Genomic DNA, 23074 nt, shown 5'->3' with positions numbered 1-23074 from the left:
TTACCTCAAATGAAGTCTTTATTAATAAAGCGCTGAATGGTTGTCCAAAAAAAGAAAATTTGATTGAACATGTTTATAAGTCAGAAACTATTTTCAACGATGCAACGCAGCTGTATGTTTTTTATCCTAAATAATTTTCAGGCTTGAAGATTGAAAGTGTAATTTTTTTACTTAATAAAAAAGATAGTCGATTATCTTTATACTCTAAAATTGAAGAGTATAAAGAAAATAATAAATTCGTTGTCTCTGCAATTTGGTTTGATTCTAATTTATATTCTGAATTAATAGCTAATTTTGAATATCGTTCAAATGAAAGTGGTAATGGAGAAGTGTGCGTGCTTTCGGTAGATATTCCGTTTGAGAAGTTAGTTAAGAATTGGAGTGGGGGAAATTAGATTTTCATATTAATTTAAAATGGTAATTATATTATTTAGCTCGGTTTATAATAACGCTTTAAATGATAATTTGAGACAAGCTGGATGGTTTGGTTAAGTGAGTAGCTTAATCGGGTGGGAGTGTAACTTTAACGACAGATAGCTATTATGGGAAATCAAAAATATATGGCTGTCCCTTTTCTTCTGAACTAAGCCAAATTGAAGGGCAAGCACAAAAAGTACAAGTAGCCCATAAAGACATGCTTGGCTCTACAGTGCTAATTACAGATCACCAAGGTAAAGGCATTGGCCAATACATTTATGATCCGTGGGGCAAGCAGCAACAGGTTTATACAAGCCAAGCGCTCACCAGCAATGCGATGTTATTGTCGCAAATGCGCAGCTTCACTGGCCACGAACAAATGGATGAGCTGGAAGTCATCCACATGAATGGCCGCATCTACGATGCCAACATTGGTCGTTTTTTACAAGCGGATCCCTTTGTCCAGTTCCCTAATTTAACGCAAAGTCATAACCGCTATAGTTACGTGTTAAATAACCCGCTGACCTATAACGACCCCAGCGGTTATTTCTTGAAAAAGCTAATGAAAATAACGGGGCTTACATCAATACTCAAAGCCATTGCCAGTATTCCGATACTCGATGCGGCTGTAAGTATAGCAATAGGGATTTGGGCACCTTATGCATTACCGTTATATCAAGGCTTAAAAACCTATGCGGTTACCGGTAGTTTTGGTGCAGCTTTAAAGGCTTACGTAATTTCGTCGGTTACAATAGATATTTCTCAACACATTGGTGCTAACTTAGATTTTGATGTTGGTGGGTGGACTGCTGTTCAAAATGTGGCATCGCATGCGATGGTAGGAGGCGTTTCTGCAGTCTTGCAAGGTGGTAAATTTGGTCATGGCTTTGTCAGCTCCTTAGTCACCGCCAGTATGAAAGGATTTATGAATCCGAAAACCGGAACTTATGCAGATGCAGTTAGAAGAACAGCGATTGCAGGCTTAGTTGGTGGCACAGTGTCTAAACTTACGGGTGGAAAGTTTGCCAATGGCGCCGTCACCTCAGCAATGCAATGGTGGTATAATGCGGAAGGGGCCGCTGAATTTGCAAAGAATAATTATGGCACTGTTGATACGATAAATGATGAGTTACAAAATATAAGGTATTTAAATAGAAGCGCATCAACAAGAGATGAAGCGAGATTAAGGTTGGCAACTTTAGAAGAAATCATTGAGGGCAGGGAGTATTCTGGGAAAGAGCTTTCAAAGTCAATGGGTTTAACTAAGAGGCAAGTTCAATTAGGAGCTACTAAGATCGGGAGTAATATGTCGTCAGGGGGAATCAATATAATCTACCGAGGGACACTTGATATGTACTCAAGCCTGAATATCAATATGATAGGTGGTGTTGCTGGTGAGGTAGTTGGCGCATTTCAAACTCTTGCTACACTAATGTCTATATCGAGCAGTGGCTCCCAATCTACTCAGTTTTTGGTTAGTTACAATAACGCGCGAATGAGAATGCAGTTCAGCTTGCTTTTTATACTTTAGGAAAAAGAGCATCGAATTCTGCTGGAGATTAAATTATGAAATATTATTTTTTGTTATCTTTATTATTTATTACCAATAAAAGCTTTTCTCAAGAGCTTTTTAGTGATTTTTGTAAATTTAATGGTAAGCAAAATGTTAATGGTGTTGAGGTTTTAAGTTTTGAAACTTGTAACGCTTTTGGTTTTGAAGTCCAAGATGTGCTTTTTTACAATAATGTAAGAACAAATGTTACTTATAGTAAAATCAACTTTATTTTAGAACAGTTTATTAACACTGTAAATGAGCCAAAAAAATCATTTAGTGACAAATTAGCTTCTTTTAATAAATATTTGGGTTCTCTTAATTATTTTACACTTCCTTTATTTAGTACTGTTTTTGAAGAAGGTGTGGAAGTTAGTCTGGTTGGTAAGTCAGAATATAAAAGTAATTGTAAGACCTTTTTAATCCATTATCAAAATGTAGAAAAGTATATTTTTGCTTTTAAGAGTAATGGTGAAATTGATGATGGAATATTTGGTTATGGTATTTTAGTTATTCCCTTTAAAGAAGATGAAATAGTTGATTTGAATGCAGATGATGGATTTGTTAGTGCATTCTGTGTAGGTTACTGAAACTCATAAATTAGAAATGGTGGGGTCAGGTCTTTCTATTTTCCTTTGTATTTTATTTGCGATTACAGTTTTGTAGTAATAGTTAAAATAACGTTGTTGAGAGTTTAATATAGAATTAGTAGGGTCAGGTCTTTCTTTTTGACTTTTATAATAAAAGGCAAGATGTAAGACCTGACCCTTTGACTGCTCACATTTAGTCCCTTTGGGTTGGATGTTGCTATAACTTATGGGCCGGGTGTGGTATCTAATACGTCTTTCGGTTTTGATATTGGCTGGGGAAGCGGAGCTAATATGGTACATATGACAACGACGCGCCAATAGATTAATCGGAGGAGATTTAGTTTATGTTTGAAATCTATTATCAGTCCGATTTTATGGGCACCAAATTTAGTTTTTACTTAACACTTGTTTGTTCTGTTCTACTATTATTGTGCTGCCCGAAAATAAAATACTGGTACGAGAAGAAACTACAATTTAAAAAGAAAGTTAACTTCTGGCTTGGTTTCTTATTTGTATTTGGCTTTTTTGTAATGCAGTCACTTTCATTTTATGGCCTAGTATCAAAATCTAATGACATAGACTCTGGAAGTTATTCTACAGTTGAAGGAATTATTGAAGATATTCAAATTGTTGAAAGAAATAGTAGAGAAGAGACTTTTACAGTTGGTGGAGTACGCTTTAAGTATAATGATTACGGAACAGAAAGCATCTTTTTTGCGAATAGAAAGCATGATTCAGATACAATCCAAGAGGGACGAGTTGTTAAAATTTCTTACTTAATAGAAGGAAATGAAAACCTAATTTTTGAGTTGAGTGTGAAAAAGAATAAATAGGGTCAGGTCTTTCTTTTTGACTTTTATAATAAAAGGCAAGATGCAAGATGCAAGATGCAAGACCTGACCCTTTGACCCTGAAGAATCCGCTTTTCAGGCAAGTGATAATTATGTGTATTACGGAGATGTTGATATCTTTAATGCAAGAAAAATTACAATGATGCAGTCTATTGATACCCTTTTAGCTCATGAAATTGGCCATACAACCGTTTTTTATCAAATTTTGCAAACGCCCCATCGCCAAATGAAAATTGGACTGTTACAAACGGTGAAGATATTTATCGAAGTTGGAAAAAGTTACCCTGAGAGTGAAGTATGAAAATTAAACGCCTTATTTTTTATATGTTTAGCTTAATATTTATGTTTGAGGTATATGCTACAGATCCTAATTGTGCTCTCTCTTTTAAAGGCTGCTCTATTAGAGTTGATTATAACTTTTGTGGTAGTGAACTGTTTGATTCTATAAAAGTAACGGCCCTTAACTCAAGTGTATTCTCTCATAATGATTTTAAAGCAGCGAAGTTGAATTTATTTGTTTTTATAAATTCGAAAGGGGAAATAGAGCTTATTGATAAGTATAGTGATTTGAAGCACCCCTACAGCAGGGAATCAGTAAAAATAATAAAAGGTATAGTCGCTGAAAATAAAATTGTTGATAGCTGTATGGAATTTAATTTTATTTTTTTTTGAAGAATAAAAAAGGAGAGAAAAATAAATAGTGCCAGGTCTTTATTTTTGCCTTTTTATTTTATTGCGACTAAAGCTTTATATTAAAAATTTAAAATAACTTTGTTGAGAGTTTAATATGTTTAAAATTAGTATTTTCTAATTATGTGTTTTTCAGCGCTGCTAGTTCAGCAGCAATGAAATGGACTGATGATTATTGGCGTTGTGAAGGTGTTGAAGTAGATAATGCAAAACCTTCAACGGGATAACCATTGGATACAATTTCATGGCAGTGATGGACGCTCTTATGTTTACTACTGGGGAGAGCAAGTGATGCCTGATGAACAAGCAAACATGTTTTTCAATGTTATTAACAACATTTCACATATCTCGTTGAGTTTTTAGTCACTTTGACTGCAAACCTTCAACATCAAAATAGAGCGGCTTTAAGGTGCCACAGTTGGCAAATTTATAGGTTAATTCGCTAGCATTTGGGACGCGTTTTGATGTGCGAAATTTTTGCAGACAGGCATTAGTTAAATCTGCAAAAATAAGGTGATTAAAACTCGGTGCTTGGGTTATTTTATGGATATAAATTCGCTCATTATTTTTGAGGGTGATCATGTCGTATTCTTGCCACTGCGATGATTCGTTCAAATCAGTTAATTCCCGCGCATAAAGTAATTTACTCATTACAATAGGTCTATGTTGATAAACCAAACTGCCATCGCGCTGGTAGTGTCCGGCATACACATCTGCCGTAATTGTTAGTTCTTCGCCACGCATTAGCCGTTGAATATTAAATGGTTGTGGTTTGATAGTAATAAGCTCTGCATCACGTACCAGGCTTAAAAAAGCGACATCTGGGTTTTCAATTTGATAAACAACTTGCACATCGTGAGGTAATTTATAAGTCGGTAGGCTAACTGCAAAAATACGCGAGCCTTGATTAACGAGCACCATAGCATGCTCTGCATTGTAAGCTGGGTTAATCGGCGGAAGCTCTTCTTTTACAGCTTCTTCTTCGGCGTTGGCAATACTCGACATAAATGCAAGTAACAAAATAAACAACAGTCGCATAATGATCTCAATAAAGGTATGAATTTAAAGTGTAGTCAAAAATACTGTTTTAGCAGTTTTATACTCTGCTTTTAAAACAGCGCAGCTTGCTCTATAACAATTGCGTGGCGTTTTGCAAGGCGCAAGTGATCTCTGTCATAACCTCCGCCAATCACGCTTGCCACTGGCGTATTGTGCTCAATACAGCGCTTAAACACTAAGTGATCACGTTTTTCAATGCCTTGCCAGCTAACATCAAGCTTACCTAAGCCATCTTGTTGCCAAATATCAACTCCGGCATCATACAGCACTAAATCAGGGTTAAGTTCTCTGAGTAAAAAGCGCAAGGTATCATCAACAACCCCTAAATATTCATCATCTTGCATATTATTAGCTAAACCAATGTCGAGATCGCTGGCGGATTTGCGAAATGGAAAATTCTTTTCACAATGAATCGAGCAGGTATATGCATAAGGTTGGTGTTGTAATATGGCTGCGGTGCCATCGCCTTGGTGTACATCTAAGTCAAAAATCAATACATTGGTCACTTCAGCTGATTGAATCAGCGTTTGTGCAGTAAAGGCTAAGTCGTTGACCATACAATAGCCAGAGCCAAAATCGCTGTGAGCGTGGTGTGTACCGCCGGCTAAATGGCATGCAATGCCGTGCTCAAGAGCTAAGCGCGCAGTTTGCAACGTGCCTTGAGGTGCGGTAAAAGTTCGTGCCATTAATTGTTCTGACCAAGGTAGCCCAATACGACGCATCGCTTTATCATCTAAGCGGTTATGCCATAAATCTTGAATGTAATTATCACAATGTACCAATTCAAGCGCCTCAGGGCTGCCAAGTTCAGGTGTGATTAGGTTGCTATTCGCCAAACCAAGTGCTTTTACTTGTTGGTATAAATGGGCAAATTTACTCATTACAAAACGATGGTTAGGATCAAAGTTAAACGAATAGTTAGGGTGATAAACCAGCGGTAAGTGTTGATTAAGAGCCATAGTCAGATTGCGTTGCGAATTTTCTCTAGGGTAACCTACAGGGCAATTTCAATCCAGTTACTTGCTTTACGCACTGTGGATCAAACTCTCAAGTTCACGGTGCAGTAGTGTATCGTCAGCGAGGTTTAACTCAATTAAACGCTTTAAATGGGTAATACTATCTATATCAATATGGGTACATTTTAAACCTATATGTTGTTGTTCGATATGGCAAATAGTGACAGTCATCGCGATGATTACTTCACTTTGCGGGAGTTTAAAGGCAAGAATAGCACTACTGTTTTTTGTAAAGTTAAAGTCATTATTGCGACTAACTAGAGCGCCATTTAATGATATATCGAGCAACTGGCAGGGGTAACTATGGGTATTATTGGTTAAATGCGCGGGAGTTGAAAATAAAATGCGCGTGTAATGTCGGCGGTTTTCCATCATTATTCCTTTTAGGAGTATTAGGATTAAGTGTAGCCTGTTTTTTAGTCAGCATGTGTAATTAATACCAATCGACTTAAATATTTAACCATTCTAGCGAGCTAAATAAAGCGCTAACTGCGTTATAAATTTTTCATGTAGAACAACTACATGTCAAAATTTATGTCTTGTTATCACTCCATTTATCTGTCGCTATAAATGGTCAGTAACTTAACACGATTGGTATAAGCTGAACTCTGGATCGTGAATCTCTGATCTATATTCCAGGTTAATAAAAAAAGCCCCACATAAATATGGGGCTTAAAAAATGTTTAGAACCTAGAACTTAACCTATCTTTTTGTACTTAATACGCTTAGGTTGCGTAGCCGCAGTGCCTAAGGTCTTTTTAAGCCATTCTTCATATTCAGTGTAGTTACCATCGAAGAAGTTAATTTGGCCTTCGTCACGGTAATCAAGAATATGTGTTGCAATACGGTCTAAGAACCAACGGTCATGCGAGATACACATAACGCAGCCTGGGAATTCTAAAATAGCGTTCTCAAGGGCACGTAATGTTTCAACGTCCAAATCATTGGTTGGCTCATCCAGCAGGATAACGTTGCCACCGGCTTTTAATAACTTAGCTAAGTGTAAGCGGTTGCGTTCACCACCTGACAAGTCCTTAACAAATTTTTGCTGATCGTTACCTTTGAAGTTAAAGCGACTAACATAGGCACGGCTTTGGAATTCAAAGTTACCAATTTTTAGTACGTCTTGGCCGTTTGAAATTTCTTGGAAAACAGTATTGCTGTCATCCATATTGCCACGGAACTGATCAACGGTTGCCAGTTCAACCGTTTCACCTAGGTTAATTTCACCGCTGTCTTGTTTGTCTTCACCGCTGAGCATTTTAAACAGCGTTGATTTACCTGCGCCATTGGCACCGATAATGCCAACAATTGCGCCTTTAGGCACAGTAAAGCTTAGATCATCAATTAACACGCGATCGCCAAAGCTTTTCTTCAAGTTTTTAACTTCAATAACTTGATCACCTAAACGTGGTCCAGGTGGAATAAATAGCTCGTTGGTTTCATTACGTTTTTGGTAATCAGACTGCTGCATTTCAGTAAATTGCGACATACGCGCTTTTGACTTAGCTTGACGACCTTTTTGGTTTGAACGTACCCACTCAAGTTCTTGTGCAATTGATTTTTGACGGGCTTTTTCAGACTTTTGCTCTTGCTGCAGGCGCGCATCTTTTTGCTCAAGCCAAGAAGAATAATTACCTTCCCATGGAATACCTTCACCACGGTCAAGCTCTAATATCCAGCCAGCTACATTATCGAGGAAGTAACGGTCATGGGTTACCGCCACAACAGTGCCTTCGTAATCATGCAAGAAGCGCTCAAGCCATGCTACAGATTCTGCATCTAAGTGGTTAGTCGGCTCATCGAGGATAAGCATATCTGGTTTTTCAAGCAATAAGCGGCAGATAGCCACTCGGCGACGCTCACCACCTGACAAGAATTCAATTTTAGCATCCCACTCAGGTAAGCGCAGGGCATCTGCGGCGCGCTCTAATACGTTGTCGATGTTATGACCATCGTGGGCTTGAATAATTGCTTCAAGCTCACCTTGCTCTTTGGCTAGTGCGTCAAAGTCAGCATCTTCCATCGCGTATTCGTTATATACTTCATCAAGACGGTTAAGCGCGTTTTTAACTTCGCTGACTGCTTCTTCCACAGTTTCACGAACCGTTTTGCTTTCATCTAGAATAGGCTCTTGCGGTAAGTAACCAATTTTAGTGCCCGGTTGAGGATATGCCTCACCTTCAAACTCTTGATCAAGGCCGGCCATAATACGTAGCAACGTTGATTTACCAGAACCGTTTAAACCAAGTACACCAATTTTTGCGCCCGGGAAAAAATGCAAAGAAATATCTTTTAAGATAGTGCGCTTAGGTGGCACAACCTTAGATACTCGACTCATCGAGAAAATAAACTTATCAGGTAAAACCATGGAAGGAGCCTTCAAATAATAATAAAAATTTCAATGTTGTATTGTAGTGGCTCACAGGTGAAACAGTCAACGAATCAACCAAATAACAATGTGCTAATTCGCGAGCAATACTCCTACACCGATTAAAGCAAGCAAGCCGCCTATTAACATTTTATTGGTAACGGGCTCGCGCTTTATAAAACCAATGCTCATTACAATTAATGGCGCGGTTGCGAAAATCGTTTGTGCAATGGCTGGATCGGTATATTTAACTGCGCCAAGTTGAAGCCATAAACCAAGGAAAGTGCCTAAAAACACAGCCGCAAAAAACCATTGTTTGCCGCTAATTCCCCTTAGAGTTAGTGCTTGTTTAAATTCACTGCTTTTAAACACTGCAACAACTAAGGCCACAGTCATCGTACCTGCTGCTAATCTAATTAATGCCGCCCATAAGCTACTCATATGCTCATTATTGAGTGCGCCTTTAGACATCACCATACCGAGCGCTTGGCAGATAGCAGCTGCAAGGGCACATAAAACACCTTTGCGATAATGTTGATGATCAACCTGTGGCAATGTTTTTTCAGGCTTGATTGCTATTACTACGCCAATGGTTGTAAGTACAATACCGCACCATGCAAATGGCGATAAATAATGATTTAATAGCAGGATATTAAAAACCCCCACAAGGGCTGGAGCAAGGGACTCAATAACTAACGTGCGAGCAGGGCCAATATTTCGCAGCGCAGTAAAATAGGCGCTATCGCCAATCGCAATCCCAATAACCCCGCCAGCAATTAGCCAAAGCCAGCTTGTCAGATGATGTGGTAGTGCAGCGTCTTGAGTAATCGCAATAGTCACTAACATCATGGCACTTGCTAACACGCCTTTACTGATGTTTAGCTGCATAGGCGTTAAGTGATGGCTAAAACCTTTATATAAAATGGTCGAAAGCGCCCAAACAATAGCTGCTAATATAGCAAAAAGTTCTCCTAAGCCTAGCCAATCAATCACGTTTACCACCTTAAAATAAAATCAACAGGCGCATTATGGCGAGCGGTTTTTAGAATGCAAAAGAATAGTTAAAATAAACTCATTTGGACATCTAAACATCTAGAGGTTGAAATTTCCAGCTATCCGTTCATAATTAGCCATTGGTTAATTATGCCTTGGAGATGAGTATGCCTATTACCGTTAAAGATGAATTGCCCGCAATTGCGAAGTTACGTCAAGAAAACGTATTCGTAATGCCAAAAAGCCGCGCTAAAACCCAAGAGATCCGTCCGATGCGCTTGGCGATTTTAAACTTAATGCCTAATAAGGTAGAAACCGAGGTGCAATTTATTCGTTTGCTCGCTAATTCACCCTTACAAGTGAATGTAGAGCTTCTACGTTTAGACACTCATCGCAGCAGTAGCAATTCAGAGCAGCATTTAGACACTTTTTACCGTTATTTCTCTGAAGTGAAAGACAACAATTACGATGCATTACTCATTACCGGCGCACCATTGGCACATTTAGAATATGACGATGTAGCCTACTGGGATGAACTAAAAGTAATTTTAGATTGGGCGGAGCAGCATGTAACCTCAACATTATTTTCGTGTTGGGCGGCTCACGCGGGTTTATTTCATCATTATAATCTAAAGCGTGAACTAAAAGAAAATAAGCTCTGTGGCGTGTTTACCCATAAGTGTTACTTTGAACATGGAGCCTTAACGCGTGGTTTTGACGATACCTTTGTAGTGCCGCACTCGCGTTATGGTCATATTGATATTGAAAAAATTAACGCTTGTGATGACTTAGTTGTGCTGGCAGGTTCAGAGCAAGTAGGCGCTTACTTAATAAAAAATAAATCCGGCAGCCAAGTGTATATTACCGGGCATCCTGAGTATGATGCAGACACTTTAAAAGGCGAATATCAGCGCGATTTAGAAAAAGGCCCTGATGCGCCATTGCCTGAAAATTACTTTCCAGAGAACAACCCAGATAACGAACCGTCGAAAACTTGGCAAAGCCATGCCTTTTTACTGTTTTCGAATTGGTTAAATTATTATGTGTACCAAACCACACCCTATGATATTAATTTAGTTAGCCAAGCCGTAAGGACTAACAACTATGCCGAATAATTTAGAAAACAAAAGCGCCGAGTTAATTGAAGCGTTAAAACAGCGTATTTTAATTCTTGATGGTGCTATGGGTACCATGATCCAAGAACACAAATTAGAAGAACACGATTACCGTGGCGAGCGCTTTAAAGACTGGCATGTGCTAATTAAAGGTAATAATGATTTATTAAGCATTACACAACCAAAAATTATTGCTGATATTCATCGTGGCTTTTTAAGTGCAGGTGCCGATATTATCGAAACCAACACCTTTAATTCGACTACAATTTCGATGGAAGATTACGATATGGCCAGCATCAGCCGTGAAGTAAACTTAGAGTCAGCTAAATTAGCACGCAGTATTTGTGATGAGTTTACTGCTAAAAATCCAGCAAAACCACGCTATGTTGCGGGTGTTTTAGGGCCAACCTCAAAAACCTGTTCAATCTCACCGGATGTGAACGACCCCGGTTATCGCAATGTCACGTTTGATAAGTTAGTCACCGCGTATGTTGAATCAACCCTTGCTTTAATGGAAGGTGGTGTTGATTTAATTTTGATAGAAACAATTTTTGATACGCTTAATGCAAAAGCGGCTTCATTCGCGGTTGAAGAAGCGTTTGAACAAGCAGGGCGCAAGTTGCCTGTGATGATCTCTGGCACCATAACCGATGCCTCGGGCCGTACGCTGTCAGGGCAAACCACCGAAGCATTTTATAATTCTATTCGTCATATAAAGCCAATTTCAATTGGCTTGAACTGCGCGCTAGGTCCAGATTTATTGCGCCAATATGTAGAAGAACTATCGCGTGTTTGCGAAACCTTTGTCTCTGTTCACCCCAATGCTGGTTTACCGAACGAGTTTGGGGAATATGATTTAGAAGCACCTGAAATGGCTCAAGAAATTATCGATTGGGGCAAGTCTGGCTTTATCAATATTGTTGGCGGTTGTTGTGGTACCACACCTGCACACATCAGGGCATTTGCGAAAGGGCTTGAAGGTGTTAAACCTCGCCTATTGCCAGAGCTTGAAGTGCGTATGCGCTTATCAGGCCTTGAAGCGTGTAATTTAAACTAAGGTAGCCGAGATGACACAAAAAATAGCAGTATTTACCAACGTTGGCGAACGTACCAATGTGACCGGCTCAGCCATGTTCAAACGTTTGATCATGGAAGAAGATTACGAGACCGCGCTTAATGTTGCCCGCGAGCAAGTAGAAAACGGCGCACAGGTTATTGATATCAACATGGATGAAGCCATGCTGGACTCAAAAGCCGCCATGGTGAAATTTTTAAATTTGATTGCCTCCGAGCCTGATATTTCTCGCGTGCCAATTATGGTCGACTCTTCTAAGTGGGAAGTCATTGAAGCGGGCTTAAAGTGTATTCAAGGCAAGGCAATTGTAAACTCAATCTCGCTAAAAGAAGGTGAAGAGCCATTTATTCGCCAAGCTAAAATTATTAAACGTTTTGGCGCCGCTGCAGTGGTTATGGCGTTTGATACCGACGGCCAAGCAGATACAGCCGATCGCAAGTTTGAAATTTGTCAGCGTAGTTACCGCATTTTGGTGGATGAAATTGGCTTTGCGCCAGAAGATATTATTTTCGATCCCAACATCTTTGCGGTAGCAACCGGTATTGAAGAGCACGACAACTACGCAGTTGAATTTATTGAAGGTACACGTCGCATTAAGCAAAACTTGCCACACTGTAAAGTGTCGGGTGGGGTGTCGAATGTATCGTTCTCGTTTCGTGGGAATAACCCCGTGCGAGAGGCTATTCACTCAGTATTTTTATATCACGCAATTCAAGCGGGTATGGATATGGGAATTGTTAATGCAGGGCAACTCGCTGTGTATGATGATATTCCAGCGGAGCTGCGAAAAGCCGTTGAAGACGTTATTTTAAATACCGATCCAGGTGCAGGTGAACGTTTAGTTGAGTTGGCACCTAAATACTCAGGCATGGCACAAGCCGAACGCGTAGAGGATTTAGAATGGCGTACTTGGCCGGTCGAAAAGCGCCTTGAACATGCTCTTGTTAAAGGCATTACTACCTTTATAGATGAAGACACCGAAGAATGCCGTGCTGCTGCCGATAAACCTATTCATGTGATTGAAGGGCCGTTAATGGACGGCATGAATGTGGTAGGCGATTTATTTGGCGCAGGTAAAATGTTCTTACCGCAAGTCGTTAAATCAGCGCGAGTGATGAAGCGCGCTGTGGCCTACCTAGACCCTTACATTGAAGCTGAAAAAGAAGAAGGGGCTACTAACGGTAAAATCGTGATGGCCACCGTTAAAGGTGACGTACATGATATTGGTAAAAATATTGTTGGCGTAGTACTGCAATGTAATAACTATGAAGTTATCGACTTAGGCGTAATGGTGCCTGCCGATAAAATACTGCAAACCGCGATTGATGAAAAAGCCGATATTATTGGTTTATCAGGACTGATTACACCATCGCTTGATGAAATGGTACATGTTGCCAAAGAAATGAAGCGCCGTGGTTTTGAACTACCGCTATTGATTGGTGGCGCGACTACCTCAAAAGCGCATACTGCCGTTAAAATCGAGCCACAATATGACAAAGGCGTGGTTTATGTAAATAACGCCAGTCGCGCTGTAGGCGTGGTTTCTAACTTATTGTCGAAAGAGCATAAAGCTGAATTTTTAGCAAAAACCAGCGCTGAATATGTCAAAGTACGCGAGCAGCAAGCACGCAAAAAACCACGTTCAAAACCGGTTACTATTCAACGTGCCCGCGACAACGCCGCCAAGCTTGATTGGGATAATTACACTCCACCGGTGCCGAAAAAGCTGGGCGTGACAGAGTTTAAAAATGTCTCGATAGCCACTTTACGACAATACATAGACTGGACGCCGTACTTTATGACCTGGTCAATCGCCGGTAAATACCCACGTATCATGACTGATGAAGTGGTTGGCGAGCAGGCGCAAAGCTTATTTAAAGACGCCAACGACATGTTAGACGATCTTGAAAAGTCAGGCAGTTTGCAACCGCTTGGCGTAATTGGTTTATTCCCAGCTAATCGCGTGGGTGACGATATTGAAATATACACAGACGAAACTCGCGCTGAACTATTAACCACATCGTGCCATTTACGTCAGCAAACAGAAAAAACCGACTTTGCTAACTACTGCTTAGCTGATTATATCGCCCCGAAAGGCACGCCTGATTACTTTGGTGCATTTGCTGTAACAGGCGGTCTTGAAGAAGACGACTTAGCTGATGCGTTCGATGCACAGCAAGATGACTACAACAAAATAATGGTAAAAGCGGTGGCAGATAGACTCGCCGAAGCCTTTGCTGAGTACTTACACGAACAAGTGCGTAAAGAATATTGGGGTTTTGCCCCAGACGAAAACCTTGCGAATGAAGATCTTATTCGTGAAAACTATCAAGGTATTCGCCCTGCACCCGGTTACCCAGCGTGTCCAGAGCACACTGAGAAGAAGAAAATCTGGCAACTACTCGACACTGAAAAGCGCATTGGCATGCAGCTCACCAGCTCATACGCCATGTGGCCCGGCGCAGCGGTATCAGGCTGGTACTTCTCTCACCCTGAGGCTAAATACTACGCCGTAGCGGCAGTACAAAAGGATCAGGTTGAAGACTACGCTAAACGTACCAACATGACGCTGGAAGAGGCCGAAAGGTGGCTGTCGCCTAATTTGGGGTATGAGCCGGAATAGGGCAGCTTTAAGCGGTAAGTGATAAGTAAAAACGAGTCAAATTAGGCTCGTTTTTTTATGAATAATAATTGTATAAGCTGGTGATTTATTACCTTTGTTTGGTGGAGTTATTCAATGATGCAATTTAAGTCATGTTGGTAGGGGATAAGTCACTAAAATAGCATTATGAATTTATCTAGGCGTAAACTTATAATGATTCGCAACGACTTAAAAACTGTAATTATAACTGTAGATATAAGGGGATTGTTTCTTGTCTTTGACTTTTACCTAACGCCTAGTTTCTTTACGTCTCCTTATTAATCAATATTTTAACTAAAGGGCTACACATGAAGTTTCTAAATCTCACTTTACTGTGCTTATCTCTACTTTTCGCATCAAATACGTTTGCGCTTGAGCAGCAGTATCATCAAAATATTTCATCTATTATTGCCGTGTTTAAAGATGATGATAAAGCGGCGGTTGCTGCGCTGGTTAGTTATCCGTTAAAGCGCAGCTATCCAGTGCCTGCTATTAATAATCAAGCTGAGTTAGTCGAACGTTTCGAGCAGGTATTTGATCCGCAGCTGACTGCACAGATTGCCAATTCAAATATCGATACTGACTGGGATAAGGTGGGCTGGCGCGGCATTATGCTAAATAGTGGCATCGTTTGGGTTGATAGCAACGGTAAAATTATCGGTATAAATTACCAAACAGCCAAAGAGCAGTTGCTAGCGAAACGTTTAATAGCAGCTGATAAACAAGCGCTGCACCCAAGTGTTAATACTTTTGCAGAGCCTATTTTAGATTGGCAAACGGCTAAATTCCGTATTCGTATCGATGACTTAGGGGATGGAAACTTCCGCTATGTATCGTGGAGTATTGATAAAAAACTCAGTGATAAACCAGATATTGTTTTAGTTAATGGCGATATAAAGTTTGACGGTAGCGGTGGTAACCATAGCTACACATTTAACAATGGCCGTTACAGCTATGTATTACAAGTTACAGTGATCGGCTGTGATACCTCGCCATCAGGTTGGCTTGAAGTATACAAAGACGATAAGCGTATTTTGTCTCAGGATATTATAAACACTGGAAGTTAAAAGTTAATTATCTTAGATGCAAAAAAGGGGAGTGTGCTTCCCTTAAATATAGGGCGCTATTTTATTAAATACGCGCTTTAACAAATGCCGCAATTGCATCGTCTTGGCAATGTGTGAAAAAACACTCTTGAAAACGAGCACCGCCAATGGCTTGTTTAATCAGCTCAGGGTCAATGGCTTCAAGTGCGCTTAAGTAATCTTTAGCTACATCTGCTTTTAGTTGATTTAAGATACATATGAATAGTTCGTTACCTATTGGCCATTGAGTTTGGTTTTAAATTTGCGAAGTTATGGTTATGCATTACTCGGTGCTAGCCACTCTTTAACTTTGTTAACCTTTGTTAACCTTTGTTGGATTTTGTTAATAGGTTCTTTATTTTTAAATGTTTGGTTATATAATGCTGGTGCTAATGGATCATTATAATTAAAAATAAAATACAAAGGATTAGGGAATTGATTAAATTATCTTGCTTTACTTTACTCATGATGAGTGCTTATTCAGTAAATGCTACTGATGCAGAACACTTACAAAATACTCAAGAAAATACCTATGGTGATGCTGTTTTAGTTAACGGTCAAAAAATAAATTTTGATAAGTCACACTTCGATAGCTTAACTACAAAAGCTAAATTATCTACACCTTCAAAAAATAATACATCTTTTCAAACTGCTACTAACAACCAAAATATTGAACTTACAAGTGTATTTCGTGATTTCTCATTAGACAACTCTATGGGTCAAAAAGGCTTATATGTTACAGCGCTAACAGGGTTGAATAGTATGCATATTATATCTGCCCAACAGAGCAGCTTTAATATCATTGAATATACGAAGGATGAGTATCAGGTAACAGCTCGTTATGATTTTGACAGCAGTATTCAAGATACAGCACTGTTAAAAGATAATGTGACTGATACCTATTATTTATATGTATTAGAAGGCAAATTTTTAAAAAAGGTTAATTTAGTCACTCAAAAGGTTGAACTAAGCACGGAGCTAACTTTTGATTATTATAATGCTGATTCAGTCGATGCTTTTGATATAAATAATGATGGCAAAGATGAGATTATTGTTTATAGAAACAATGAGCTGTTAGTGCTCAATGCTCTTGATCTGTCTGAGTTAGCAGCACTTAAAAATGCACAGCAAAAATTTGTTCTGGGATCATTTACTCAAGCTAACGTTAAAGAAATCCTATTTAGTGATGGTGCGGTTTTTCGGTTTGAAAATGATACGTTTGTGCTGCATAAACAACTTAATTTAAATGCTAGTGGCGAACACCTGATAGCAGTGGATATAAATAACGATGGCTTAGACGAAGTAATTAATGGGCAGAGTTGGAAAAGCATAGAGATGTTGAGCCCAAGTACAGAAAAAGTTTTGTGGACAGCTCAGAGTGGCCAAGATATTGATAAAGTTATTGTTGCAGACATCAATAAAGACGGCATCGATGATTTAGTTTACGGTGACGGCCAGTGGGGTCAGTTGTACGCGCTTTCACTTACAACTGGTATTGAGTTTTGGAGTATAAAAAATCCTGGACATGGTGTGTCAGGTATTGTCGTTGACGATTTTAACGGTGACGGCAAACAGGATATTGCTTGGGGAGCGGGTTATTCATCTTCAGGTGAAGATGAGTTTCAGATCCATAATGTGGATGATAAAACTAAGCAATGGTCTAAAAAAATTAAGCAATATTCTAATAAATCTTTAGCGCTTGCTGATATCAATAATAATGGAAGTTTAGATGTACTTTACACACTAACTGATAGTAATTCTCTATATGTTGTTGATACAAAAACAAAAACTAGAATTCTTACAAATATTGAGCTGAAAAATGACTGGGATAGTAATACTTTGATTACTACCGCTGATTTATTCAATGACGGTAAAAATTATATAATTTCTGGTAGTTCTGCAATATATGATGCAAATGTTCAGGTTTTTTCTCCTGATAGTGGTGAGGAGATATTTCAAACAAAGCTTGGTAGCGGTGATTATGTCAGTGCGTTAACTGCGTTTGATATCAACAATGATGGCAAGCTAGAAATAATTGTAGGCAATGGTGCTGAACATACCGGCAGTGAAGGGAATTTTTTCAAGGTCTTAAATGGACAAACAGGGGAAGTGTTAAAAATATCGCCTAGTTTGGGTTTTTCTTGGCGTGGAATGAGCTCAATAGTAACTGGAAGCTTTATTAACAATGACAATATCGACATTGTTAGTTTAGTGGATGGTTCTCTAGTTGGTTATGATTATTCTAACAATACCATTATGAAGGTTACCCTAAGCCAAAGCTTTAACGGTTTAGTTAATGTTATTGCTAACGGAGAACAATCTTTAGTAGCGTCTAGCTCTAGTGGGTCGCTGTATAAGGTAGCTTTAAACGGTCAAGAAACATTAATCGCTGAAGTGTGCCAAGGCACTTTAAATAACTTGGTATCAGTAAGAGCGGGATTTGTGCAATATTCGTGTTCAGATCAATTTGGTGAGTACGATTTAGATAATAATACGATTTCATATAGGATCGACAGAGCTAACGAAGCTAGTTGGTTAGCAAGTACGACGTTCAATAATATTGACTATACACTGTTGTCAGGTAAGTCATTAGAAGTGTTTTCTAACCAAACGGCTGTACCTTTAGCTAAACCAGATAATATTAGCTATTCAGGTCACGTGTTATCAAGTATTCAAATAGATTTACCTGTTGCTGATGATATTGACTATGTTGTATTGGATCAAAGACCAGCCTTAGGCAAAGTAGAGTTCAGTGATAGGAAAGCGGGGTTGTTGACTTATGTTCCTTCTGGAGTTACAACCGGTACTGATGTGCTTAACTACTACACCGTTAAAGGGCGTGCGCGTTCGGCTGTAGCAAGTTTAACATTAGATTTGACAAATACGGCTCCGGTTGCAAATAACATGACACTGCAAACACATTGGAATACGCCACTTAATTTTAACCTTGAGGGGCTAGATGAAGATGAAGAAAATCTGGTATTTGATATTAAAAATACGCCTGCGCATGGACAGATTCAGTTAATCGATGCTGCATCTGGGAGTGTTACATTTTCGCCAAGTGGGGAGTCACTTGAGCCAGTGTCAGTAAGCTATACAGTCAGAGATTCTTTAATAGAAACCCAAATACATAATGTAGTTATCGAGTTTAAAAACACGACTCCACAAGCTCAAAATTTAACCTATAAAACGTCTTATAATAGCGAAGTAAATGGCCGTTTTTCAGCACTAGATAATGACGATGATACGATTGAATATGAGCTAGTAACTGAGCCTAATTCAGGGAGTTTTAGCTTTGAAGCTGATACTGGGTTGTTTAAATTAACTCCAACTGAAGAAGAAAGTCATACGATTACTTTTAGCTATATCGCTAAAGATAAGTTTGCTAGCTCTGCGACTCAAACTGTCACCGTGAATGTTGAAGGTAAGCAAGGTGCGCCTTCATCTGAGTCTAGTTCAAGCTCAGGTGGTGGCATCTATTATCTAATTGCATTGCTATCGTTTTCTCTTCTTGGTAGACGTCGACAAATTTATAGAAAATAACTTACTATAGATAAAAAACCGCCAAGTGGCGGTTTTTTCATAAAAGCAGTTGCTATGCTTTAGGTTAATGGCCTTTCTCAAACTCATCAACTTCGCGCTCAGCTTCCTCTTTCGATTTACCGTATGCTTGTTGAATTTTACCAACAAGCTCCTTACGACTACCTTCAATTTTATCTAAATCATCGTTGGTAAGGTCGCCCCATTTACGTTGCGCTTTACCTTTAAGTTCTTTCCAATTACCTTCAATACGATCGCTATTCATAATTTACTCCTTGTATAGATAAGTGATTTTCTTGTCGTGTTCAGTTATTAAAGAGCAAACTCTATACCATGCTAGATATTTATTTTATTTCATTTTAAATCATTGCTTTACGATCTATTCTCTCGGTAGCTCTTAGATTGTGTGCTTAATTATTACGTTAATGTGTGTAATTATTACGACCTTGAAAAGTAGGGATTGATTATTAATATTTGTGTGGGTAATTCACTTTTTAGAATTTTCCTTTAACTATTTCATATAAAAAAGCCAATGAAATTTATATATTACATTGGCGTGTGCGTATTAATTAGAGTCAGTACGAATACCGGATATATTTAAATACGCGCTTTAACAAATGCAGCAATTGCGTCGTCTTGGCAATGTGTGAAAAAACACTCTTGAAAACGTGGGCCGCCAATGGCTTGTTTAATCAGCTCAGGATCAATGGCTTCAAGTGCGCTTAAGTAATCTTTAGCTACATCTGCTTTTAGTTGATTTAAAATACCTGCATTTGTTACTTGAGATTCTTTACGCTCTGCAGGATACCCTTGGCCTTTTTCGCCGGTAAATGCTTTTTCGAATATGTATCTAATATTAAGCTCAGCGCCCCAGCCAAAGCCTTTGGCATAGGGTAAAGCGAGTGCATTGCCATTGTTTATTTGCGCAAACAGGTAGGCATCAGATGGGTCAATGCAGTAGCCACATGTTACACCAGGAAATGCATTGCTCGCCATTAACGCGCCTTGGCCAGTACCACAACCGGTAACTACAAAGTCTACCGCTTTTGAGTTGAGCAGTAGGCTTGCAATGATCCCAAGGTGAATATAGGTTAATCGATGATCGTTATCGCCATCCATACCTACATTAAATACTTGGTGATTTTGGGCATTAGCCACAGTGTTAAGCTGTTCAAGTACTGTAGGGTTTTTTGCCGCTTGACTGAATTCGTTCATTAATGCGATTTTCATTTGACTCTACCAATTTTGTTAACGTTGAGTTGATTCTACATATCAATGCTACCGGTGGCAAATATTGTTGTCTATTACATATTATTACTTATGTAAGTTGCCTGAGAATAATTAGTAACCTATTCGAACTTTGAGTTTTGCTTCCCTTTTTCTAAATAGTGGCTATGCATAACTCGATGTTTTCAGTTTTTTGTTAATTACATAACAGCAGATGTTTTTATTCATTATTGTGGTTACCTTAATCCTAATACCCCTAGCTTGCTTTTTCTTTTATAAAAAACAGCATGTTAAAAACGTAGGTAAAATTACCTATTTACTAAAGCAATAGCTAGGTCAATAGTGTTGTTGAAGTATGTATTCAGTAAATACAATTAACCCTAGGATTATTAGTATGAAAAAAATGAGTAAACATATATTCACTTTAAGCGCACTTACCATATTGACCGCTTGCGGTGGCTCTAATCAAAGTGAACAACCAGACTCTATAGTTGTTAATCCGATAACCCCTCCCGTTTCAATTTCTCCTAAGCTTGTTGTAACACAAGGTACGATCACTGGCTTTGGGAGTATTTATGTTGATGGTATTAAATATAATACTGATACGAGTAATATTAGGAAAAATGGCTTAAACACTCAATTAAGCGCGCTTAGTGTTGGTATGAAAATTAGTTTTTCAGCGCAACAAAATGACTTAGACGAATGGGTTGCGCAAGACGTGGCATACGACACTGAAGTTGAAGGTGTAATTCAAAGTATTGATCGTAACAATAGTCAAATACGGATTGCGAATACAGTTGTTTTTTATAATGATTTAACGCACTTTATTGATACTTCAGAGACATTGATTGGTGTTGGGCAAAGGGTCGAGATAAGCGGCTACCCGCAAGCAGACGGTACTTTTTTAGCGTCATACATTAAAGCCGACACCGATGAAAGTAATGATGGGCATGAATATACCGCTGGGATTGTATCTAATTTAGACGAGGCAACATTACAGTTTACTATTAATGGCGTTGTTATTGATTATAGCTCGGCTGTAATTGATGGCGTATTAGCAAACAATACCTATGTTAAAGTTGAAGGCAATTTAGTTGACGGGGTAATGGTTGCCAATAAGGTTGATGCTAGAACCGTTAAAGAGTCACTTGATATTGATGATGATAGCGTATTACGTTACCAAATAGAGGGGTTAATTACCCAAGTAAGCGCAACATCTATTGGGGTTAATGGGCAAATATTTGACTATGCAAATGATGTTGAGATTGAAGGGGCTGCACTGAATGATTTAACTGTGGGTATGTTTGTTGAGGTTTATGTTAATAACAATTTAGTCACTTCTATCGAATTTAAACAGTCTTCTTATTCATCAGACGGTAAAGTAAAAGGCGTTATAGAAGATATAGACCGTGAAAACAAAACTATCACCGTTAATGCTGTGGTATATGTAATTAATGAATTTAGCCGTTTTGAAGATGATGATGAGCAGTACTTTAGTTTTGCCACTTTAAATATTAATGATTATGTTGAAATTGCCTACCTGCAAACATCACCACTGCCTAGTGTTTTAAAAATTGAAAAAGAAGATCAACACGAATATCAACAAGAATGGGAAATGAAAGGGCAAGTAACTGCAATTTCAAACAATATAATTACGGTTAACGGTGCTGAAATAGTGTTAGTTACTGATGCAAAATACATCATAGATGATGCATTAGTTTCTTTTACAACGTTTTTAAGTCAACTAATTGTTGGAGATCGTGTTGAAGTCGAAGGGCAATACGACACTAATAACTTATTTATTCTTGGTAAGGTTGAACTTGGCCGCAATGATAATGATGGCAGCGACGATGATGGAGGCGATGCAGACCGAGGTGACGATGGTGATGATGACAATGGCAACGATGATAAGCATGTCGGCTATGTTGAATTAGAAGGAACCATTACTCAGCTTTTAACAAATAAGAGCTTTATGCTAAATGGTTACGAAGTGCAGTTATCGGAAAATGCAGAATTAGAGCTAAATGATCGAGATGTAAATTTGATAACTTTTATGGAGGCATTAGCCGTGGGTCGTACCATTGAAGTTGAAGGTCAATGGGTGGAAAATAAATATATCCTTGTTTCTGAAGCTGAGCTAAAGTAAAGAAACGTATTACAATAAATAAAGCCACATTATTGTGGCTTTTTTTATGGCTAGGTAAAAATGATGCATAAAGATAAGTTAATTTCATTCACATTGATTATGATCGTTATTTTTAAGTTGATTGATTTATCAACTGATATTTCAAGCAATATAGAACCTAAGCATATTTGGCAAGAAATCACGCTAATTGCTTTATCGTTAGCATTGTTCGTTTATTTAGTGATTGATATTCATAAGCGCACTATTAATGAAAAGTTAAACTTGGCGCAGTTAAAGGTCTCGAAAGAAAATATAAGGCTTCTTAATCAGCAATTAGAAGACTCTAAAGTCGCATTTTTTAATGAAATTGAAGGGCAGTTCCAAAAGTGGGGATTAACGGCTGCTGAAAAAGAGATTGCACTATTTTTAGTAAAGGGATTATCAACATCAGAGATTGCTAGCATTCGAAATAAATCAGAAAAAACCATTAGTAATCAATCGTCTGCTATTTATAAAAAGGCTGATGTAACTGGCAGGCATGAGCTCGCGGCTCTATTTTTTGAAATGTTGTTGTAAGTTTTTTAAGTCTTTCATAAATAAAGGTAGTTGCGCTCAGTCGGTTTACTGTTTCAATAATATTTAATTTGATAACACAAAACGCCGATGTGTATTAAATATTAATAGTATCAATCGCTGCCACACAATTGTTTTTTGTTACAATGCTAAC

General features: G+C 38.6%; 21 protein-coding genes. 13 read left to right on the top strand and 8 right to left on the bottom strand.

Features of this window, described 5'->3' with window-relative positions; genetic code table 11:
- Positions 1–143: 143 nt before the first annotated feature.
- The 6 genes from H5163_RS05995 to H5163_RS05970 all read left to right on the top strand — a co-directional run bounded on the left by H5163_RS05995 (position 144) and on the right by H5163_RS05970 (position 4463).
- The gene (locus H5163_RS05995; RefSeq protein ID WP_182734671.1) at positions 144–395 is read left to right on the top strand and encodes a hypothetical protein; all 252 of its coding nucleotides are present in this window, start codon (positions 144–146) and stop codon (positions 393–395) included.
- 239 nt (positions 396–634) lie between these two features.
- A complete protein-coding gene (locus H5163_RS05990) occupies positions 635–1948 on the top strand; it encodes an RHS repeat domain-containing protein (RefSeq protein ID WP_182734670.1) in 1314 nt (437 codons plus the stop codon).
- Positions 1949–1983: 35 nt separating this feature from the next.
- Complete coding sequence (locus H5163_RS05985; RefSeq protein ID WP_149982030.1) at positions 1984–2559, top strand: hypothetical protein; 576 nt, start codon at positions 1984–1986, stop codon at positions 2557–2559.
- Between the two features lie 344 nt (positions 2560–2903).
- Positions 2904–3392 (top strand): hypothetical protein, encoded by a 489-nt coding sequence (locus tag H5163_RS05980; protein WP_182731475.1) that lies wholly within the window; start codon positions 2904–2906, stop codon positions 3390–3392.
- Positions 3393–3707: 315 nt separating this feature from the next.
- Positions 3708–4082, top strand: coding sequence for a hypothetical protein (locus H5163_RS05975; protein WP_182734669.1), 375 nt, complete (start codon positions 3708–3710; stop codon positions 4080–4082).
- Positions 4083–4304: 222 nt separating this feature from the next.
- The gene (locus H5163_RS05970) at positions 4305–4463 is read left to right on the top strand and encodes a hypothetical protein (protein ID WP_182731471.1); all 159 of its coding nucleotides are present in this window, start codon (positions 4305–4307) and stop codon (positions 4461–4463) included.
- Here H5163_RS05970 and H5163_RS05965 read toward each other — a convergent pair whose 3' ends face one another.
- The 5 genes from H5163_RS05965 to H5163_RS21455 form a co-directional block, all read right to left on the bottom strand.
- Positions 4464–5138 carry a hypothetical protein gene (locus H5163_RS05965; RefSeq protein ID WP_182734668.1) on the bottom strand — a complete coding sequence of 225 codons (675 nt, stop codon included), beginning with the start codon at positions 5136–5138 and terminating at the stop codon, positions 4464–4466. It abuts the gene before it with no gap.
- Between the two features lie 71 nt (positions 5139–5209).
- On the bottom strand, positions 5210–6118 hold the full coding sequence (locus tag H5163_RS05960) for a histone deacetylase (protein ID WP_182734667.1): 909 nt from the start codon (positions 6116–6118) through the stop codon (positions 5210–5212).
- 66 nt (positions 6119–6184) lie between these two features.
- Positions 6185–6547 (bottom strand): PilZ domain-containing protein, encoded by a 363-nt coding sequence (locus H5163_RS05955; protein WP_182734665.1) that lies wholly within the window; start codon positions 6545–6547, stop codon positions 6185–6187.
- Positions 6548–6872: 325 nt separating this feature from the next.
- Complete coding sequence (ettA, locus tag H5163_RS05950) at positions 6873–8546, bottom strand: energy-dependent translational throttle protein EttA (protein WP_145241364.1); 1674 nt, start codon at positions 8544–8546, stop codon at positions 6873–6875.
- 93 nt (positions 8547–8639) lie between these two features.
- Positions 8640–9539 carry a DMT family transporter gene (locus H5163_RS21455; RefSeq protein ID WP_182734664.1) on the bottom strand — a complete coding sequence of 300 codons (900 nt, stop codon included), beginning with the start codon at positions 9537–9539 and terminating at the stop codon, positions 8640–8642.
- 167 nt (positions 9540–9706) lie between these two features.
- Here H5163_RS21455 and metA point away from each other — a divergent pair, with 167 nt between their 5' ends.
- The 4 genes from metA to H5163_RS05925 all read left to right on the top strand — a co-directional run bounded on the left by metA (position 9707) and on the right by H5163_RS05925 (position 15437).
- Positions 9707–10654 (top strand): homoserine O-succinyltransferase, encoded by a 948-nt coding sequence (gene metA, locus H5163_RS05940; protein WP_149982020.1) that lies wholly within the window; start codon positions 9707–9709, stop codon positions 10652–10654.
- Positions 10644–11711, top strand: a complete 1068-nt coding sequence (locus tag H5163_RS05935; RefSeq protein ID WP_182734663.1) for a homocysteine S-methyltransferase family protein — start codon at positions 10644–10646, stop codon at positions 11709–11711. The genes metA and H5163_RS05935 overlap by 11 nt, the downstream gene beginning before the upstream one ends.
- Before the next feature lie 10 nt (positions 11712–11721).
- Positions 11722–14352: a methionine synthase gene (gene metH, locus H5163_RS05930; protein WP_182734662.1), complete on the top strand. Its 2631-nt coding sequence runs from the start codon at positions 11722–11724 to the stop codon at positions 14350–14352.
- 326 nt (positions 14353–14678) lie between these two features.
- On the top strand, positions 14679–15437 hold the full coding sequence (locus tag H5163_RS05925) for a hypothetical protein (protein WP_182734661.1): 759 nt from the start codon (positions 14679–14681) through the stop codon (positions 15435–15437).
- 64 nt (positions 15438–15501) lie between these two features.
- Here H5163_RS05925 and H5163_RS05920 read toward each other — a convergent pair whose 3' ends face one another.
- Positions 15502–15669: a hypothetical protein gene (locus H5163_RS05920; protein ID WP_310736440.1), complete on the bottom strand. Its 168-nt coding sequence runs from the start codon at positions 15667–15669 to the stop codon at positions 15502–15504.
- A gap of 221 nt (positions 15670–15890) precedes the next feature.
- On the opposite strand from H5163_RS05920, the gene H5163_RS05915 reads away from it, so the two are divergent.
- Positions 15891–18998 (top strand): VCBS repeat-containing protein, encoded by a 3108-nt coding sequence (locus tag H5163_RS05915; protein WP_182734660.1) that lies wholly within the window; start codon positions 15891–15893, stop codon positions 18996–18998.
- A gap of 64 nt (positions 18999–19062) precedes the next feature.
- On the opposite strand, the gene H5163_RS05910 is transcribed toward H5163_RS05915, so the two are convergent.
- Positions 19063–19260 (bottom strand): CsbD family protein, encoded by a 198-nt coding sequence (locus tag H5163_RS05910; protein ID WP_145241378.1) that lies wholly within the window; start codon positions 19258–19260, stop codon positions 19063–19065.
- Between the two features lie 332 nt (positions 19261–19592).
- Positions 19593–20225, bottom strand: a complete 633-nt coding sequence (locus tag H5163_RS05905) for an RpiB/LacA/LacB family sugar-phosphate isomerase (RefSeq protein WP_145241380.1) — start codon at positions 20223–20225, stop codon at positions 19593–19595.
- Between the two features lie 391 nt (positions 20226–20616).
- On the opposite strand from H5163_RS05905, the gene H5163_RS05900 reads away from it, so the two are divergent.
- The gene (locus H5163_RS05900; RefSeq protein WP_182734659.1) at positions 20617–22368 is read left to right on the top strand and encodes a DUF5666 domain-containing protein; all 1752 of its coding nucleotides are present in this window, start codon (positions 20617–20619) and stop codon (positions 22366–22368) included.
- A gap of 60 nt (positions 22369–22428) precedes the next feature.
- Positions 22429–22923 (top strand): LuxR C-terminal-related transcriptional regulator, encoded by a 495-nt coding sequence (locus H5163_RS05895; RefSeq protein WP_257324018.1) that lies wholly within the window; start codon positions 22429–22431, stop codon positions 22921–22923.
- The last annotated feature ends 151 nt before the right edge of the window (positions 22924–23074 follow it).

Origin of the sequence: Pseudoalteromonas sp. SG44-8 (genome assembly GCF_014164125.1) — a bacterium.
GTDB classification, from domain to species: domain Bacteria; phylum Pseudomonadota; class Gammaproteobacteria; order Enterobacterales; family Alteromonadaceae; genus Pseudoalteromonas; species Pseudoalteromonas rhizosphaerae.
The sequence above is the reverse complement of the archived record's forward strand: the minus strand, read 5'-3'. Positions and strand labels throughout refer to the sequence as shown.

Bases quoted from the DNA above. Each gene is read 5' to 3' on its own strand.
- H5163_RS05990 (WP_182734670.1), top strand. From the start codon at position 635: ATGCTTGGCTCTACAGTGCTAATTACAGATCACCAAGGTAAAGGCATT.
- H5163_RS05985 (WP_149982030.1), top strand. From the start codon at position 1,984: ATGAAATATTATTTTTTGTTATCTTTATTATTTATTACCAATAAAAGC.
- H5163_RS05980 (WP_182731475.1), top strand. From the start codon at position 2,904: ATGTTTGAAATCTATTATCAGTCCGATTTTATGGGCACCAAATTTAGT.
- H5163_RS05975 (WP_182734669.1), top strand. From the start codon at position 3,708: ATGAAAATTAAACGCCTTATTTTTTATATGTTTAGCTTAATATTTATG.
- H5163_RS05970 (WP_182731471.1), top strand. From the start codon at position 4,305: ATGCAAAACCTTCAACGGGATAACCATTGGATACAATTTCATGGCAGT.
- H5163_RS05965 (WP_182734668.1), bottom strand. From the start codon at position 5,138: ATGCGACTGTTGTTTATTTTGTTACTTGCATTTATGTCGAGTATTGCC.
- H5163_RS05960 (WP_182734667.1), bottom strand. From the start codon at position 6,118: ATGGCTCTTAATCAACACTTACCGCTGGTTTATCACCCTAACTATTCG.
- H5163_RS05955 (WP_182734665.1), bottom strand. From the start codon at position 6,547: ATGGAAAACCGCCGACATTACACGCGCATTTTATTTTCAACTCCCGCG.
- ettA (WP_145241364.1), bottom strand. From the start codon at position 8,546: ATGGTTTTACCTGATAAGTTTATTTTCTCGATGAGTCGAGTATCTAAG.
- metA (WP_149982020.1), top strand. From the start codon at position 9,707: ATGCCTATTACCGTTAAAGATGAATTGCCCGCAATTGCGAAGTTACGT.
- H5163_RS05935 (WP_182734663.1), top strand. From the start codon at position 10,644: ATGCCGAATAATTTAGAAAACAAAAGCGCCGAGTTAATTGAAGCGTTA.
- metH (WP_182734662.1), top strand. From the start codon at position 11,722: ATGACACAAAAAATAGCAGTATTTACCAACGTTGGCGAACGTACCAAT.
- H5163_RS05925 (WP_182734661.1), top strand. From the start codon at position 14,679: ATGAAGTTTCTAAATCTCACTTTACTGTGCTTATCTCTACTTTTCGCA.
- H5163_RS05910 (WP_145241378.1), bottom strand. From the start codon at position 19,260: ATGAATAGCGATCGTATTGAAGGTAATTGGAAAGAACTTAAAGGTAAA.
- H5163_RS05905 (WP_145241380.1), bottom strand. From the start codon at position 20,225: ATGAAAATCGCATTAATGAACGAATTCAGTCAAGCGGCAAAAAACCCT.
- H5163_RS05900 (WP_182734659.1), top strand. From the start codon at position 20,617: ATGAAAAAAATGAGTAAACATATATTCACTTTAAGCGCACTTACCATA.
- H5163_RS05895 (WP_257324018.1), top strand. From the start codon at position 22,429: ATGATGCATAAAGATAAGTTAATTTCATTCACATTGATTATGATCGTT.